The organism is Flavobacterium sp. (assembly GCF_041392005.1).
GTDB lineage: Bacteria > Bacteroidota > Bacteroidia > Flavobacteriales > Flavobacteriaceae > Flavobacterium.
The window spans coordinates 1-14,906 of sequence record NZ_JAWKMX010000033.1 but is presented as its reverse complement, the minus strand read 5'-3'; the positions used below and the strand labels follow the sequence as shown (position 1 = coordinate 14,906).

Here is a 14,906-nt window from a genome sequence, read left to right as displayed (position 1 = left end):
ATAATATTAACTGTAAAATCTGCAGTTTCACCATATGTACCACTATAACAAGGGTTTGAAGGGTTTTGTAATGCATCAGTAGCTACAATTCTCATTCTATGCTCACCAAGAGGTGCTGTTGCAGGCATAACAAATGACGCATCAAGTAAAGTTGGTGCAGCTGTTGTAGGCGAAAGTCCTACATATACGATTTCAGTAGCATCAAAATTATAATCATCGTTAAAGTCTATCCAAATAACTGTATTATAATCATAAGAATTTGTGCCAAAAGAAGTAACGTTAAAAGTAATTTGAACATTGTTATTTATGGCTTGCGACATATCAACTACTGTAGCTGTATGATCGTTATAAACTGGTGAAGCAGCTACTGTATTAGGAAAATCGGTTGTAACAATTTGTACATTAGTTATACCTGTGCCATCCACAGAAGTTGGAGCCGACGTACAGTAACAACCATTGGTACTAGTTGCAAACATTTCTTCTACACAATTTTCAGCAGGGCCTACTGCATTATAAGGTACTAGCGTAAAGTAATAAGTTGTACCTATTGTACCTGTAAAAGAATATGAAGTAGTATTACCTAAATCTTGGTTATCTAAAATATCGTTTGCACCTGTACTAGTTCCAATAGTTAAGTAATAACCATCGGCTCCTGTTGTTGCATCCCAAGTAATTTCGTTTTCAAAATTACCACAAGCCGCATCTGGAGTAGCCACAATATTTGTTGCACAAGGCGGAACAGTTGAAGGAATATTTTCTACAATTACATTATCAATATAAACTCTCCAACCATCTGGACTACCAGTAGGAACATGCCATGCTATGTTAACATCGCCAGAATAACTCGATATATCTATTATTTGTTCAACATAAGTAATATTACTATATGTTGCAACTGGTAATAAAACATTTGTAAAACTTGCAGGATCTGTACCCGCTGTTGATAATAACACTTCAAAATCATTTGGTTCTCCTGCACTTTGAACTCTATAATGGAATTTTAATCTTTGATTACCTGTTAAAGTTAAGGTTGGAGAAATTAACCAGTCATCATCTGCACCAGCATTAAAATCTGTATATAATGCCGCCACTTGATTACCTTCGTAAGGATTAGTCGCATAATCCATATTCCAAGAATCGCCATCGGCATTTTCATTTAAAACTGTCCAACAAGTTTGCGTTGCAGAATCTGAATTAAAACCTTCCATAAATGGAACCGGAAGTGCATCACAAAGCGTAGCAAAATTTACTGGGCCTACCCATTCGCTATTGCCGTCAGTACCCCCACAAGTTGCTCTAACCCATACTTCATAAGTAGTTGCAGGCGTTAAAGGATTTGAGTCGATATCTGTAGTAACTGCAAGTGCTTGTAAATCGCCAACATAAACTCCTGAGCCAGTAGGTTCACCAGTTCCTGCAGCTTGAATTACATATTCGAAATTGTACTGAGCCATTGAAGGATCTGTCCAAGATAAATCTACAGAATTTGTAGTTGCGTTAGCTGTCATTAAATTAGCTGGGTTAATACAAGTAGGTGCTGGGTTTACAACTGCATCTAAACAGAAATCAGTACTTTGTGGAGCTGGCCAAGTAGAAATATGAATATAATACGTAGTACCCGCTGTTAAAATATCTGAAGTAAATCCTATATCTCCAGCAGCTGTTGTTGTAGCAGAACCCAAACAATTATAAGTTCCACCATCTTCTGGACAACCATCTGACAGAGCAAAACCTGTCCATGCGGCAACACCTGTTAAATCTAAAGTTAGGGTTTCTCCTGTTTCTGTAGCGGTGTACGAAAAAATATAATCGTCTCCACCATCATAATTCCCTAAACACGTACTGTTGTCATAAACATCTGCACCACTCGAAGTATTCCCACATTGCTGTGTACCTGGCGTAAGTGCAACGGCATTTGCGCAACTATCTTGCGCAAAGACATTGTTAATAATTAACGAAAAAGTAATCGTTAATAAAAAAGTAATTTTTTTCATTCTATAATTAGGTATTAAGTTACTGGTGCTAAGATAAAATATTTTTAGCAAACCACCATAATATAACAAAAAAAACAGGTGTTATTAAGTAAACAACACCTGTTTTTAACATAAAAACTTAAAAAAGTTATATTTTTATACTTAAAACAGCTACCACCTCATTTGTATCAGCCTTATAATTAACCCCTTCAAAACCAAAGCCAAACAAATTTAAAAAATCGTTTTTATAACCTGCTAAATCGCCTATTTTATCTAAATTATCAGTATTGGCTATTGCCCAAAGTTCTTTTACTTTTTCTTGCACATCGCTACGCATTTCCCAGTCGTCTATTCTAATTCTATTTTTATCATCGGTTGGTATTTCTTTCCCACTATAGAGCCTATCTTGAAATAAGCGTTGCATTTGTTCTATACAACCTTCGTGTAATCCTTTTTCTTTCATTGTTTTATAAAGCAACGAAATATACAACGGAATTACTGGAATAGCAGAACTTGCTTGTGTTACCAAAGCTTTATTTACCGAAACATACGCTTTTCCGTTAATGCTTTCTAACGAATTGGTAATTTCGAAAGCAGTGGCTTCTAAATGGTCTTTTGCTTGACCAATTGTTCCTTTTCTATACACAGGCTCTGTAACTTCTGGCCCTATATAAGAATAGGCTAATGTTAACACACCATCTGCCAGTACTCCAGCCTGTTTCATATCGTTTATCCACATTGCCCAGTCTTCGCCTCCCATTACTTTTACGGTATTGGCTATTTCTTCTTCATTTGCGGGTTCTATAGAAACTTCTGAAACTTTTCCTGTATGAAAATCTACAGTTTTATCGGTAAATTTTTGCCCAATTGGCTTTAATGTAGAACGATATAAAATATCGGTTTTTGGATCTTTTCGTACGGGCGACGCTAAACTGTAAATAACCAAATCTACTTGACCTAAATCTTGCTTTATTAAATTAATTGTTTGCTCTTTTATTTCATTTGAAAAGGCATCGCCATTAATACTTTTAGCATATAAACCTGCAGCCGTTGCTTCGTTTTCAAAAGCTGCCGAATTGTACCAACCTGGTGTAGCTGTTTTACCTTCGCTAGGCTCTTTTTCGAAGAAAACACCTATTGTTGATGCTTGGTTACCAAATGCACTTGCTATACGCGATGCTAAACCAAAACCTGTTGAAGCACCAATTACCAGTACTCGTTTTGGGCCGTTAATTTTTCCTTTTGATTTTACATATTCTATTTGATTTTTAACATTTTGCGCACAACCTTCTGGATGGGCTGTTAAGCAAATAAAACCACGAATTCTAGGTTCAATAATCATACATTTTAGTTTTATAGATATACAAAAATACTATTTTTAATTTAATAATGTTTTGGCGTGTTGTAATGCCGATTCTGAAATATTTTTTCCCGATAACATTTCGGCTATTTCTACTACTCTATCGTTAAATGAAAGTAGCTTAATTTCTGAAACTGTCGTATCGGTTTGGCTATACTTAAACACTTTATAATGCTGGCTGCCTTTTGCTGCTATTTGAGGCAAATGTGTAATGGCAAAAACTTGCATTTTTTGGCTCATTTTCTTCATAATTTCGCCCATTTTTAAAGCTACTTCTCCAGAAACACCTGTATCTATTTCATCAAAAATAATGGTAGGAAGATTAGAGTACGCTGCAACAATAGATTTTATAGCTAACATAATTCTAGATAATTCTCCACCCGAAGCTGTTTTTTTTAACAAACCAAGTTCCACTCCTTGATTGGCTGAAAACAAAAACTGCACATCGTCTGTACCCATTTTTTGAAAATCTGAAAGTGTGGTAAAATTAAATGCTATTTGTGCATTTGGAATACCTAATTGCTTAATACTATTTTCGATTTTAGTAGCTAATTCTGGAGCCACTTTTTTACGATTAATCGAAATTTGATTAGCCAACTGTGTTATGTTTTGAGTAATTGTTTCAATTTCGGCTTTTAGTTGTTGTATTTGGTTTTGCAAACCGTCAACTTTAATTACTTTTTCATCTAATTCTTGCTGTATTTGCAATAGTTCTGAAATGGTTGTTACCTGATGCTTTTGTTGCAAACTATAAATTGTTTGCAATTTTGTATTAATAAATTCTAAACGTTCCGGATTGTCGTTTAACTTTTCGGTTAACTGTAAGGTTTCGTCTAAAATATCTTGAAATTCTATAGTAATACTGGTAATTCTATTGTGCAAATCGTTATAATTGTTAGCAAAAGAACTTATTTTTTGAAATGCGTTTTTTATTTCTTTTAAATTGTACTGCACACCTACTTGGTCGTTATTAGCTATTGCTAAAGTTTTATCTAAACTTTCTTTAATTAGCTCTACATTTGCAAGTTGTTCTCGTTCTTCTTCTAAATCTTGTTGTTCATTGCTTTTTAATTGTGCTGCTACTAATTCTTGTAATAAGAATTGGTTATACTCTTGTTCTTTAGCTAAACTATTTTGTTCTTCTTGAAAAGCATTTATTTTTTGTTGCGCTTTTTTTAATTGCTTTAAATTTTGTTGGTATTCTGTAAGCAAGCTAGTGTTTTGAGCTATACTATCTAACAATTCAATTTGATAGGTATCGTTAAACAAATTGCTTGTTTGATTTTGCGAATGAATATCTATTAAATAGCTAGCAAGTTCTTGCAAAACGCTTAAATTAACTGGGCTATCGTTTACAAATGCGCGCGATTTACCCGATGGCAGTATTTCGCGGCGTATTATGGTTTCGTCTTCGTAATCTAAATCGTGCTGATTGAAAATTGGTTGCAAATTATAGTTTTGCAGTTGAAAGCGAGCTTCTATAACACACTTTTGTTCTTTATTTTTAAGCGAATTTAAATCGGCTCTATTACCTAAAACAAGACCAATTGCGCCTAATAAAATTGATTTTCCCGCGCCTGTTTCGCCCGTAATAACAGATAAATTAGTAAAAAAATCGATTTCTAAGCTTTCTATTAAAGCGTAATTTTTAATAGTTAATGAAAGTAACATAAAAATTAACGAATATTATTCCATTTCTGAGAATTTAATGGAGAAATTCTATTTAAAATTGAAATTAATTTTTTTGTATCGACTTGTGGCCCACCTGTAAATATAGATACAATTTCATCTGCTTTTGCATCAAAAAATGTTCTTGTTACAAGTGCATTTGGGCGAAAACTTTGAATTTCTGAAAGTGTTGCTATAGACTGACTTACTTTTTCTTTTCCTGCTTTGGTGTCGTCTGCCATTATATCTAATCCTTGAAAATGATATTCAAATAGTGCTGTTCGGTAAGCTGTATAAGTATTCGATAATAAATCGGTTATTAAAAAGTAACGGTTATTGTTGTTTCCTTCGTTTTGTGTCCAACCACCATAACCCGATGATTGTGCAATATTCATAATATTTGCAGCAATTTTTAAATGTTCGTTTCCGCCCATTGCGCTGTAAGTATCTTTATCTAATGCAATGATAATATGAGCATAATACGCCAAAACCGAAACTAAATTTGAAGTAAACGAATTTTGATCGTAAATTAATTGTTCAAATTCTAAAAATCGGAAGGCAAAATCTTTATCGTTTAAATTAAGAATTGGCGAGGTATAGTTAGAATTGTAAATAGGGCGAGACGATTGAATTTGCAACGTAGCTTTAATAACGTTAGAATCGGGATTAAACTCTGAAACATTAATAAAAAAATTACAATTTATTTTTTCATTTTGCTCATATTTTTGGTTTGTCCACGCTGTATTATTAATAAAATCGTTTACTTTTTTTTGTAAGTTTTTAAATATTTGCGGATTTACATCGGTCATTCTATCGGCATTTACCGAAACAGTTGCTTGAAGTTCTTGTGCCTGAATAAAGGAACAAAAACACAAAAAACAAATAGTATATAAGTAGCTACGCATTGTAATGAGTTATTATTTTGGATATGATATCTTTAGCAACATCGGCTTTCGATTTCAAATCCATTGGTTCTACAACAAAATTCTTATCGATAAAGGTAACTTTATTTGTTGAAAATCCAAAACCAGCACCTTTATCATTTAACGAATTTAATACAATTAAATCTAAATTCTTTTTTATTATTTTTTGCTTTGCGTGTTCTAATTCGTTTTCGGTTTCTAGTGCAAAGCCTATTAAATATTGTTTTTCTTTATTTTTTCCTAAAGAAGCTAAAATATCAATTGTTTTTTCTAATTCTATAGATAACGCAACATCGTTCTTTTTTATTTTCTGAGAAGCTACATTTTTAGGTTTATAGTCTGCTACGGCAGCGGCGGCAATTGCTGCATCTACATCTGCAAAAAATTGATTACAAGCCACATACATTTCTTGTGCGCTTTGTACTTTAACAACTTGAATAAAATTGTGTTCTATAGATAAATGCGTTGGCCCTGTAATTAAAATTACTGTTGCACCTTTATTAGCAGCTTCTCTTGCAATTTCGAAACCCATTTTCCCAGACGAATGATTTCCTATAAAACGCACGGGATCTATAGCTTCGTAAGTAGGTCCTGCAGTAATAAGTATTTTTTTTCCCTTTAATGGAAGTTTTTCAGTAATGTCATTCTCAATAAAAGCAACAATATTTTCAGGCTCTGCCATTCTTCCTTCGCCAGAAAGTCCGCTAGCTAACTCGCCTTTTTCGGCCGGAATTATACTATTACCAAACGATTTAAGTTTTAAAAAACTATCTTTAGTTGATGGATGCTTGTACATGTCTAAATCCATAGCTGGAGCAAAATAAACTGGACATTTTGCCGACAAATAAGTTGCAATTAAAAGATTATCGCAATTGCCATTTGCCATTTTAGAAAGCGTATTAGCTGTAGCGGGAGCTATTACAATAATATCTGCCCAAAGTGCTAGTTCTACGTGATTATTCCAAAGTTCGTTTTCGTTTTCTTCGGAATAAAATTCGGAAACTACAGGGTTTTTTGAAAGTGTAGAAAGTGTAAGCGGTGTTACAAAATCTTTAGAAGCAGGTGTCATTACAACTCGTACTTGCGCACCTGCTTTAATAAAAAGTCGTACTAAATGAGCTGTTTTATAAGCAGCAATTCCTCCGGAAACTCCGAGTACTATTTTTTTACCACCTAAAACAGTCATGCCGTTTGTTTTTATTTAGTATCTCTAAAATACGTTTTACCTTCTAACCATTCTTGCACAGCTAATGCTTGCGGTTTTGGTAATTTTTCGTAAAATTTAGAAACTTCTATTTGTTCTTTATTTTCGAAAATTTCTTCTAAACTATCATTATACGTAGCAAATTCGTCTAGTTTTTCTAACAGTTCTTTTTTGATTTCTGTGTTAATTTGGTTAGCTCTTTTGGCTATAATAGTAATTGCCTCGTAAATATTACCCGTAGGTTTTTCAATTTCGTCTTTGTTGTAAGTAATGGTATTTACTGGTGCCGAAGTTTTTTTTAAATCCATTTTAATTATTATTAGGTAATTGTTCTAATTCTTTTTCTATAGTTGCTAAAATTTGGTCTGCTTCGTCTTTAAATTTCGAATCAGGTTTAAATTTAATTAAGCTATTATAATTTGATTTTGCTTGCAAATAGCGTTCTGTTTTTTTAGACGGAATACTTTGTTTCGCTAATTTGTAGGCTGCCGAAAATTTATAAAACATTGCTTCTTCTTTGTAAGGTGTTCCCGGGTAATCGGCTATAAAATTATCTAACGCTTTAATTGCGGTTGTGTATTCGTAACGATAATCAGAAATATCGTAGTATTGTTTTGCTATTTCAAAATCTTTCTTTTCTAATTTTAATTGCAAATTTCTGTAATATTCGTTCGCTTTAGTTAAATATTCAGAATTAGGATAGGTGTCTATAAAATTTTGCAATTTAGCTAACGCTTTGTCTGTATCACTTTGGTCTAAGCTATAAACTGGCGATAAATTATAATAGCATTCTGCTGCTAAAAAAGAAGCTTCTTCTTTCTTTTCGCTTCGCGGATAAGCCGATACAAAATTTTCTAATTGGTAACCTGCTAAATAATATTGTTTATTTTGGTAAAGTGCTTTTGAGTAAAAATAAAACAACCGTTCTGCATTTGGTTTTCCTCTAAAAGAAGGTGCAATTTGTTCGTATAAACGAATGGCTTTTTTGTATTTTCCTGCATTATATAATTTTTCGGCTACTTCATTTTTAACCGCAACATCTTCAGTTTTAAGCGCTTTTTGATATTCGCTACACGAAATTAGTGTTAAGGTTACTAGTAAAATTACAATTATTTTTTTCATAAATTTATCGCTTACAGCTAAATACGGTTGCTAAAAAACGAACCGCAAAAATAGTTATTATTTAACTATTATAAAAATCTTTTTTTAGTTACTATTTTTTGTGAATTTTTCTAAACGTAAGGCTAAATCTTCATTTACATTTACAAGTGGCAAACGAACCGTGTTTTGACTGATGCCTAAGGTTTTAAAAACTTCTTTTATACCTGCAGGATTTCCTTGTTCAAATATCATATCTATAGCTTCGGCTAACTTATAATGCAATTGGTAAGCTTCGTCAACTTTTCGTTCTAATCCTAAACGAACCATTGTTGAAAATTCTTTTGGAAAACCTTCGCCAATTACAGATATAACACCTGCGCCACCTGCTAAAACCATTGGCAAAGTAATCATATCATCACCCGAAATTACAAGAAAATTAGACGGTACATTTTGAATTAATTTCATAGCTTGCACTATATCGCCTGCTGCTTCTTTAATTCCTATAATATTTTTAAAGTCGTTTGCTAGTCTTACTACGGTAGCGGGCAGCATATTACTTGCTGTTCGCCCAGGTACGTTATATAAAATAACCGGAACTGGCGAAGCTTGTGCAACAGCTTTAAAATGCTGGTAAATTCCTTCTTGTGTTGGTTTATTGTAATAGGGCGAAACCGAAAGTATAGCATCAAAATTTGAAAAATCGGTTGTTTTTAATTCTTCGACAACTTGTGCTGTATTATTACCTCCAACTCCTAAAACCATTGGCACACGATTGTTGTTAGCTGCTGTTATGGTAGCAATTACTGTTTCTTTTTCGCTAGGTGTAAGCGTTGCAGTTTCGGCAGTAGTTCCTAAAACCACTAAATATTCTACGCCACCTTCTATAACGTAATTCACAATTTTTTTTAAAGCCTCGGTATCTACCGAAAAATCGCTTTTAAATGGAGTTACTAATGCTACTCCTGTGCCAATAAATTTTTGCATGTTAAATTTTATTTAATACTTTTAAATACTTGTGTAATTCTTGAACAAACAACTGTGGTTGTTCTACTGATGTGCTAATTAGCAAATGATTCATTCGTTTATCTACCGAGGCAAAACCTACTTTAAACTTAGCTTGCGATTTTTTTGCTATTAAATTTAACGAAGCCCTGGGTTCGTCGTAATAACTAATAAGCAAATCGAAAGGATTTTTTACAAATGTAGTAACGGTTTCTTTTTTAACTTCGCCTTTAATCGATATATCTTTTAAAGTGTAAAAGGGCTCGTTAATTTCTTCTTTTTTGTTTAATTTTTCTTTAAAAACTAAAACTTCAATTTCTTTATCGTTAAAACCAGACTTAATCAACTCCTTAATTAACAGATTATTATGCAATGAATTTACCGCATCAACTATAACGCCAATAGTTGTTATTTTATCTTTACTATCTGGTAATTTGTATAAATTTAACCTTTTATCAACAATTTTTTTTAGAAAAAACTCCTTTATAATTCTTAAAAACATAGTACCTTTACGTAATTGTACAAAATTAATTATTTTAAACCAACTTCTACATGGTAAAAATAGAAAAGAATACAACTATTACCGTATATTTTGTTTTTTTATTAACACTTTTTTTTAGCTACGGATGTCATACACCCAAAACAGTTTACGAAGTTACTGCCAATCAATATACTATTAATGAAAAATTAACCGCCACAGAATCTATTGAAAAATTTGTTGCGCCATACAGAGAGCATATTAACCAAGAAATGGATAGTGTTTTATGCTACAATGCTGTTGCTCAAGACAAAAGTATAGGCAAATGGGAAACTAATATTGGCAATTTATTTGCACAAGCTACCTTTCAATTTGCTAGCCCTATTTTTCAATCAAAATTTAATAAAAAAATTGATGCTTGCTTGCTCAATCACGGCGGCATTAGAGCTGTTATTCCAAAAGGAAATGTAACCGTAAGAACGGCTTACGAAATTATGCCTTTCGAAAATAGCGTAGTAGTTGTGGGGTTAACAGGTAAAGAAATAACCGATTTAGCTACGTACTATTTAGCCGAAAAAAAACCGCACCCACTATACGGCATCACAATTTATACCGATGAAAATGCTGAAGCTATAACAAAAATTATGATTGATACTACCGAAGTTGAACCTCACAAAATATATTATATTGCCACATCCGATTATTTAGCAAATGGTGGCGACAGCATGACTTTTTTTAAAGACAGTACTATTAAATATGATTTAGATTACAAATTGCGAAATTTATTTATCGATTATTTTAAATCGGTTAACGCACTTCCTAATCTTACCACACAACACATTATTACAAACTAATGAAAAGACGCGTTTTTTTACAAAATACCATAGCTGGAACTGCACTTTTATCGGTTGGAAGTTTTCCATTAGATGGTTTTGCAGCAGTTAAAACAAAAAAAATAACCATTTTACATACAAATGATACCCACAGTCATATTGATAGCTTTCCTGCCCATCATCCTAAATATCCAAGCCAAGGCGGGGTAGCTAAAAGAGCTGGTTTAATTGAAAAAATTAGAAAAGAAGAAAAAAATGTATTACTACTAGATGCTGGCGATATTTTTCAAGGAACTCCGTATTTTAATTTTTATGGTGGCGAGCTTGAATTTAAGCTAATGAGTATGATGAATTATGACTTAGCAACTTTAGGAAACCACGATTTTGACAATGGAATAGAAGGTTTTTATGCACAACTTCCGCATGCAAATTTCGATTTTGTTTCGGCTAATTACGATTTTAAAAATACGGTTTTAAACGGATTAGTAAAACCTTATAAAGTTATTGTAAAAGATGGTGTTAAAATTGGGATATTTGGCTTAGGTGTAGAGCTTAATGGCTTGGTTGATAAAAAATTGTACAAAGAAACTATTTACAACAACCCCATAGAAGTTACACAAGATATTGTAAAAACCTTAAAAGAAACCGAAAAGTGCGATTTAGTTATTTGCTTATCGCACTTAGGATATCAATACAAAAATGAGCCTAACAAAATATGCGATGTGCTACTTGCACAAAAAACCAAAAACATCGATTTAATTATAGGTGGCCATACACACACGTTTTTAGAAAAACCTACACTTTTAAACAACAGCGAGGGAAAACCCGTTTTGGTAAACCAAGTTGGTTGCTATGGTATAAACCTTGGTAGAGTCGATTTTTATTTTACTACTGATACATTTTTTGATGCTAATGCAAAAAATATTAGGTTGTAAATAGGTTACGTACTATGTTTGAAAAACGCATCATTGAAAATAAACTGTTTAAAAATTAAACAAACTGAATTTTGGAAAACACAACAACTACAGAATATAAAGTCGGTAATTTAATTTACGATGCTAATATTTATGACGGGTTAAATACTTTTCTGTCTGATTTGCAGTTTTATAAAAATTGGATGCCTAAAAAAAAACGCTAAAATACTTGAACTTTGCTGTGGTTCTGGACGACTTACCATACCCATAGCAAAAGACGGACTTAATCTTACTGGAGTTGACAACTCAAAGTCAATGTTGGAACAAGCTAAAATAAAAGCAAAGAAAGAAAAAGTAGAAATTAATTTTATTCTAGCGGATATAAAAAAATTAGATTTAACCCATAGTTATGACTTAATTTTTATTCCCTTTAATTCCATTCATCATTTATATGAAAATCATGAATTGTTTGACGCATTTAAAGTTGTTGAAAAACATTTAAAAGACAATGGATTATTTATTTTTGACTGTTATAATCCAAACATTCAATACATAACAGAAGCTGAAAAAAAACAAAATAAAATTGCTGAATATATAACGACTGATAATCGAAAAGTAATTATTGAGCAGACCATGAAATATGAAAGTAAAACTCAAATCAATCGAATTGAGTGGCATTATTTCATAAATGACGTATTTCATTCTATTCAAAATTTAGACATGAGAATGTATTATCCACAAGAATTAGACAGTTATTTGAAATTTTCTGGATTTACTATTTTACATAAATTTGGAAATTTTGATGAAGACAAATTTAACAACAATTCAGAAAAACAGATTTTTGTGTGTGTGAAAAATAAAGAAGTTAACAAATAACAACGTGTATAATAACAGCTAGAAAAGGTTTGTTTTTTATCAGAAATGGCAACTATTAAATCAACGTTTTATTTATATTCGTAACTGTTAGTGAATGAAGTAGGCAATTTTTGGCATCCACAACTTTTATTCCACACTTCTATAATAAAGGTAATACCCTAAAAAGCAATAAAAAACAGATTTAAAAGCTGCGCTAATAAAAGCCAAAACATGCAATTCGTAGAAATAAAAATTAAACACAAAAAACAAATCTGAAACAATGCAACAAATTATTGCTAGTGCTTCAAACATTCCCTTTTCATTTATTTTATACGTATTTTGAAGCGTAGTTAAAGCTATCATTAGAATAAATTCTAAAACAAACGCAAAAAAAAGAAAAGTTTCAAAAGCAGAATGTGTTTCTATATTTAACAGTACAACACTTAAAACCACAGTTAATGCAGAAACCGTTGCAATAAAAGTAGTGCTTTTTAATAATCTTCTTTTCTCTTGTTTTGGAATTTTTATAAAATCGGAAATTTGTAAGGTTACAAAACAAACATAACCAAGATTACAACAAATAAACTGAACTAAACTAGGTTTGTTTTTATTAAAAAGAAAATACATATCGCTTACATAAAAAAAAGCAAAAATGAGCACTATAAGCAACATAATACTGTTGTTTTTTTCTTTTTTCACAGCTAATAAAAACGGTAAAAGTATTAATGGCGCAATTAACGGTTTGCTAATTAATTGCACATTATAATTTCCCACAATTAAAGCCGATAGATAAATAACAACAGCCAGAATATAGAAAACAAAACACAACAAAGTTGCTTTATTTTTATACATATAATAGGTTAATAAACTCTTTTTCCGATAAAATTGTAATACCTAACGCATTGGCTTTTTCAAGTTTCGATGGCCCCATATTATCGCCTGCCACTACGTAATCTGTTTTTGATGATATTGAACTTCCTACTTTTCCACCATTACTTTCAATTGTTTTTTTAAGTTCATCTCTAGAAAACGATTCGAAAACACCTGATACTACAAATGTTTTTCCTTTTAAAATTTCAGAAACATTTTCATTTGAATTTTCTACCATTTCAAACTGAATACCGTACGATTTTAACCTATCAATTATACGCATATTTTCCTGATTTTCAAAAAATTGTTCGACACTCTGCGCAATTTTCTGTCCAATTTCATCAACCAGCACTAAATCCATTAAAGTAGCTTTAGCTAATGCGTCAATATTTTTATAGTGCTTTGCTAATTTTTTAGCAACCGTTTCGCCTACATATCGAATGCCTAGCGCATACAAAACTTTTTCAAATGGAATTTGTTTCGATTTTTCGATACCATTAATTAAATTTTCTGCCGATTTTTCTGCCATTCGTTCAAGCGGAATAATTTGCTCTTTTTTCAATTCGTACAAATCGGCGTAATTTTCTAATAAACCCGCATTGTACAAAAGCGCTACGGTTTCGCCACCTAAACCATCAATATCCATTGCTTTTCTACTAATATAGTGTTGAATTCTACCTATAATTTGCGGTGGACAACCATAAAAATTAGGACAATAATGCTGAGCTTCGCCTTCGGTTCTAACTAATTCTGTAGTACATTCTGGACAATGTGTAATGTAATGTGTAGGTAACGAATTAGGGTTTCGTTTATCAAAATCGACACCTATAATTTTAGGAATAATTTCGCCACCTTTTTCTACAAAAACAGTATCGCCTATTCTAATATCTAGTTTTTCAATTTGATCGGCATTGTGCAACGAAGCACGCTTAACAATTGTTCCTGCAAGCTGTACCGGTTCTAAATTTGCTACTGGTGTAATAGCACCTGTTCTACCCACTTGATACGCTATAGAAGTTAATGTTGTGGTTACTTGTTCTGCCTTAAATTTGTAAGCAATAGCCCAACGTGGTGCTTTGGCCGTGTAACCTAATTCTTCTTGGTACTGAAAATTATTGATTTTAACAACAACGCCATCGGTTTCGTAAGGCAAATTATGCCTGTGAATATCCCAATAATTAATAAATTCAAAAACTTCTTCGAGTGTTTTCGCTAATTTAGATTGTGTTGGTACTTTAAAACCCCATTCTCTTGCTTTTTGCAAGCTTTCAAATTGCGAATTTATAGCAAGGTTTTTTCCTACTAAAAAATACAACAAACAATCTAATGGTCGTTTGGCTACTTCGGCAGAATCTTGTAGCTTTAAACTTCCCGATGCTGTGTTTCTAGGGTTTGAATAAGGTGTTTCGCCAATTTCTATTAGTTCTTGATTCATTTTTTCAAAACCCGCGAGTGGCAAAATAATTTCGCCTCGAATATCAAATTTATCAGGATAATCGTTGCCTTTTAATTGTAATGGAACCGATTTTATTGTTTTTATATTATTCGTTACATCATCGCCTTGAAAACCATCGCCGCGAGTTACGGCTTTTGCTAGTTTTCCGTTTTCGTAGGTAATACTAATTGACGCGCCATCGTATTTTAATTCGCAAGTAAATTCGAGAGGCACATCGCCCAAAATTTTTTGGCAACGCGTTACCCAATCTATTAAATCTTCTTTTGAAT

Annotated in this window: 14 protein-coding genes; 3 read left to right on the top strand and 11 right to left on the bottom strand. The window is 32.3% G+C overall.

The features are described from left to right. The 9 genes from R2808_RS10830 to R2808_RS10790 form a co-directional block, all read right to left on the bottom strand. Window positions 1-1,994: choice-of-anchor J domain-containing protein (locus R2808_RS10830; RefSeq protein ID WP_371271029.1), on the bottom strand; the 1,994-nt coding region annotated here is incomplete at its 3' end. 127 nt (window positions 1,995-2,121) lie between these two features. Then, window positions 2,122-3,315 (bottom strand): enoyl-ACP reductase FabV, encoded by a 1,194-nt coding sequence (gene fabV, locus R2808_RS10825; RefSeq protein ID WP_371271028.1) that lies wholly within the window; start codon window positions 3,313-3,315, stop codon window positions 2,122-2,124. 36 nt (window positions 3,316-3,351) lie between these two features. Beyond that, window positions 3,352-5,004 carry a DNA repair protein RecN gene (recN, locus tag R2808_RS10820; RefSeq protein WP_371271027.1) on the bottom strand — a complete coding sequence of 551 codons (1,653 nt, stop codon included), beginning with the start codon at window positions 5,002-5,004 and terminating at the stop codon, window positions 3,352-3,354. A gap of 5 nt (window positions 5,005-5,009) precedes the next feature. After that, window positions 5,010-5,906, bottom strand: coding sequence for a DUF4835 family protein (locus R2808_RS10815; RefSeq protein WP_371271026.1), 897 nt, complete (start codon window positions 5,904-5,906; stop codon window positions 5,010-5,012). Beyond that, window positions 5,899-7,110, bottom strand: coding sequence for a bifunctional phosphopantothenoylcysteine decarboxylase/phosphopantothenate--cysteine ligase CoaBC (gene coaBC, locus R2808_RS10810; RefSeq protein WP_371271025.1), 1,212 nt, complete (start codon window positions 7,108-7,110; stop codon window positions 5,899-5,901). Before coaBC ends, R2808_RS10815 begins: the two co-directional genes overlap by 8 nt. Before the next feature lie 11 nt (window positions 7,111-7,121). Continuing rightward, window positions 7,122-7,436, bottom strand: a complete 315-nt coding sequence (locus tag R2808_RS10805) for a DNA-directed RNA polymerase subunit omega (protein WP_371271024.1) — start codon at window positions 7,434-7,436, stop codon at window positions 7,122-7,124. A 1-nt stretch (window position 7,437) separates the two neighbouring features. Then, window positions 7,438-8,250, bottom strand: coding sequence for an outer membrane protein assembly factor BamD (locus R2808_RS10800; RefSeq protein WP_371271023.1), 813 nt, complete (start codon window positions 8,248-8,250; stop codon window positions 7,438-7,440). Window positions 8,251-8,334: 84 nt separating this feature from the next. Next, window positions 8,335-9,213 carry a 4-hydroxy-tetrahydrodipicolinate synthase gene (gene dapA / locus R2808_RS10795; protein WP_371271021.1) on the bottom strand — a complete coding sequence of 293 codons (879 nt, stop codon included), beginning with the start codon at window positions 9,211-9,213 and terminating at the stop codon, window positions 8,335-8,337. A 1-nt stretch (window position 9,214) separates the two neighbouring features. Continuing rightward, on the bottom strand, window positions 9,215-9,733 hold the full coding sequence (locus R2808_RS10790; protein WP_371271020.1) for a hypothetical protein: 519 nt from the start codon (window positions 9,731-9,733) through the stop codon (window positions 9,215-9,217). A gap of 50 nt (window positions 9,734-9,783) precedes the next feature. Here R2808_RS10790 and R2808_RS10785 point away from each other — a divergent pair, with 50 nt between their 5' ends. From R2808_RS10785 to R2808_RS10775, 3 genes are all read left to right on the top strand, one after another. After that, complete coding sequence (locus R2808_RS10785; protein ID WP_371271019.1) at window positions 9,784-10,563, top strand: 5'-nucleotidase C-terminal domain-containing protein; 780 nt, start codon at window positions 9,784-9,786, stop codon at window positions 10,561-10,563. Then, window positions 10,563-11,477 carry a bifunctional UDP-sugar hydrolase/5'-nucleotidase gene (locus tag R2808_RS10780; RefSeq protein WP_371271018.1) on the top strand — a complete coding sequence of 305 codons (915 nt, stop codon included), beginning with the start codon at window positions 10,563-10,565 and terminating at the stop codon, window positions 11,475-11,477. The genes R2808_RS10785 and R2808_RS10780 overlap by 1 nt, the downstream gene beginning before the upstream one ends. Before the next feature lie 144 nt (window positions 11,478-11,621). Further along, a complete protein-coding gene (locus R2808_RS10775; RefSeq protein WP_371271030.1) occupies window positions 11,622-12,332 on the top strand; it encodes a class I SAM-dependent methyltransferase in 711 nt (236 codons plus the stop codon). 126 nt (window positions 12,333-12,458) lie between these two features. Here the strand turns inward: R2808_RS10775 and R2808_RS10770 are convergent, their stop codons facing one another. Next, window positions 12,459-13,163 carry a hypothetical protein gene (locus R2808_RS10770; RefSeq protein ID WP_371271017.1) on the bottom strand — a complete coding sequence of 235 codons (705 nt, stop codon included), beginning with the start codon at window positions 13,161-13,163 and terminating at the stop codon, window positions 12,459-12,461. Next, a partial coding sequence (gene ligA, locus R2808_RS10765; protein WP_371271016.1) for an NAD-dependent DNA ligase LigA occupies window positions 13,156-14,906 on the bottom strand: 1,751 nt, incomplete at its 5' end. The genes R2808_RS10770 and ligA, both read right to left, overlap by 8 nt.

What these genes read in the sequence shown, in the direction of transcription:
- fabV (WP_371271028.1), bottom strand. Translation starts at nt 3,315, where the DNA reads ATGATTATTGAACCTAGAATTCGTGGTTTTATTTGCTTAACAGCCCAT.
- recN (WP_371271027.1), bottom strand. Translation starts at nt 5,004, where the DNA reads ATGTTACTTTCATTAACTATTAAAAATTACGCTTTAATAGAAAGCTTA.
- R2808_RS10815 (WP_371271026.1), bottom strand. Translation starts at nt 5,906, where the DNA reads ATGCGTAGCTACTTATATACTATTTGTTTTTTGTGTTTTTGTTCCTTT.
- coaBC (WP_371271025.1), bottom strand. Translation starts at nt 7,110, where the DNA reads ATGACTGTTTTAGGTGGTAAAAAAATAGTACTCGGAGTTTCCGGAGGA.
- R2808_RS10805 (WP_371271024.1), bottom strand. Translation starts at nt 7,436, where the DNA reads ATGGATTTAAAAAAAACTTCGGCACCAGTAAATACCATTACTTACAAC.
- R2808_RS10800 (WP_371271023.1), bottom strand. Translation starts at nt 8,250, where the DNA reads ATGAAAAAAATAATTGTAATTTTACTAGTAACCTTAACACTAATTTCG.
- dapA (WP_371271021.1), bottom strand. Translation starts at nt 9,213, where the DNA reads ATGCAAAAATTTATTGGCACAGGAGTAGCATTAGTAACTCCATTTAAA.
- R2808_RS10790 (WP_371271020.1), bottom strand. Translation starts at nt 9,733, where the DNA reads ATGTTTTTAAGAATTATAAAGGAGTTTTTTCTAAAAAAAATTGTTGAT.
- R2808_RS10785 (WP_371271019.1), top strand. Translation starts at nt 9,784, where the DNA reads ATGGTAAAAATAGAAAAGAATACAACTATTACCGTATATTTTGTTTTT.
- R2808_RS10780 (WP_371271018.1), top strand. Translation starts at nt 10,563, where the DNA reads ATGAAAAGACGCGTTTTTTTACAAAATACCATAGCTGGAACTGCACTT.
- R2808_RS10770 (WP_371271017.1), bottom strand. Translation starts at nt 13,163, where the DNA reads ATGTATAAAAATAAAGCAACTTTGTTGTGTTTTGTTTTCTATATTCTG.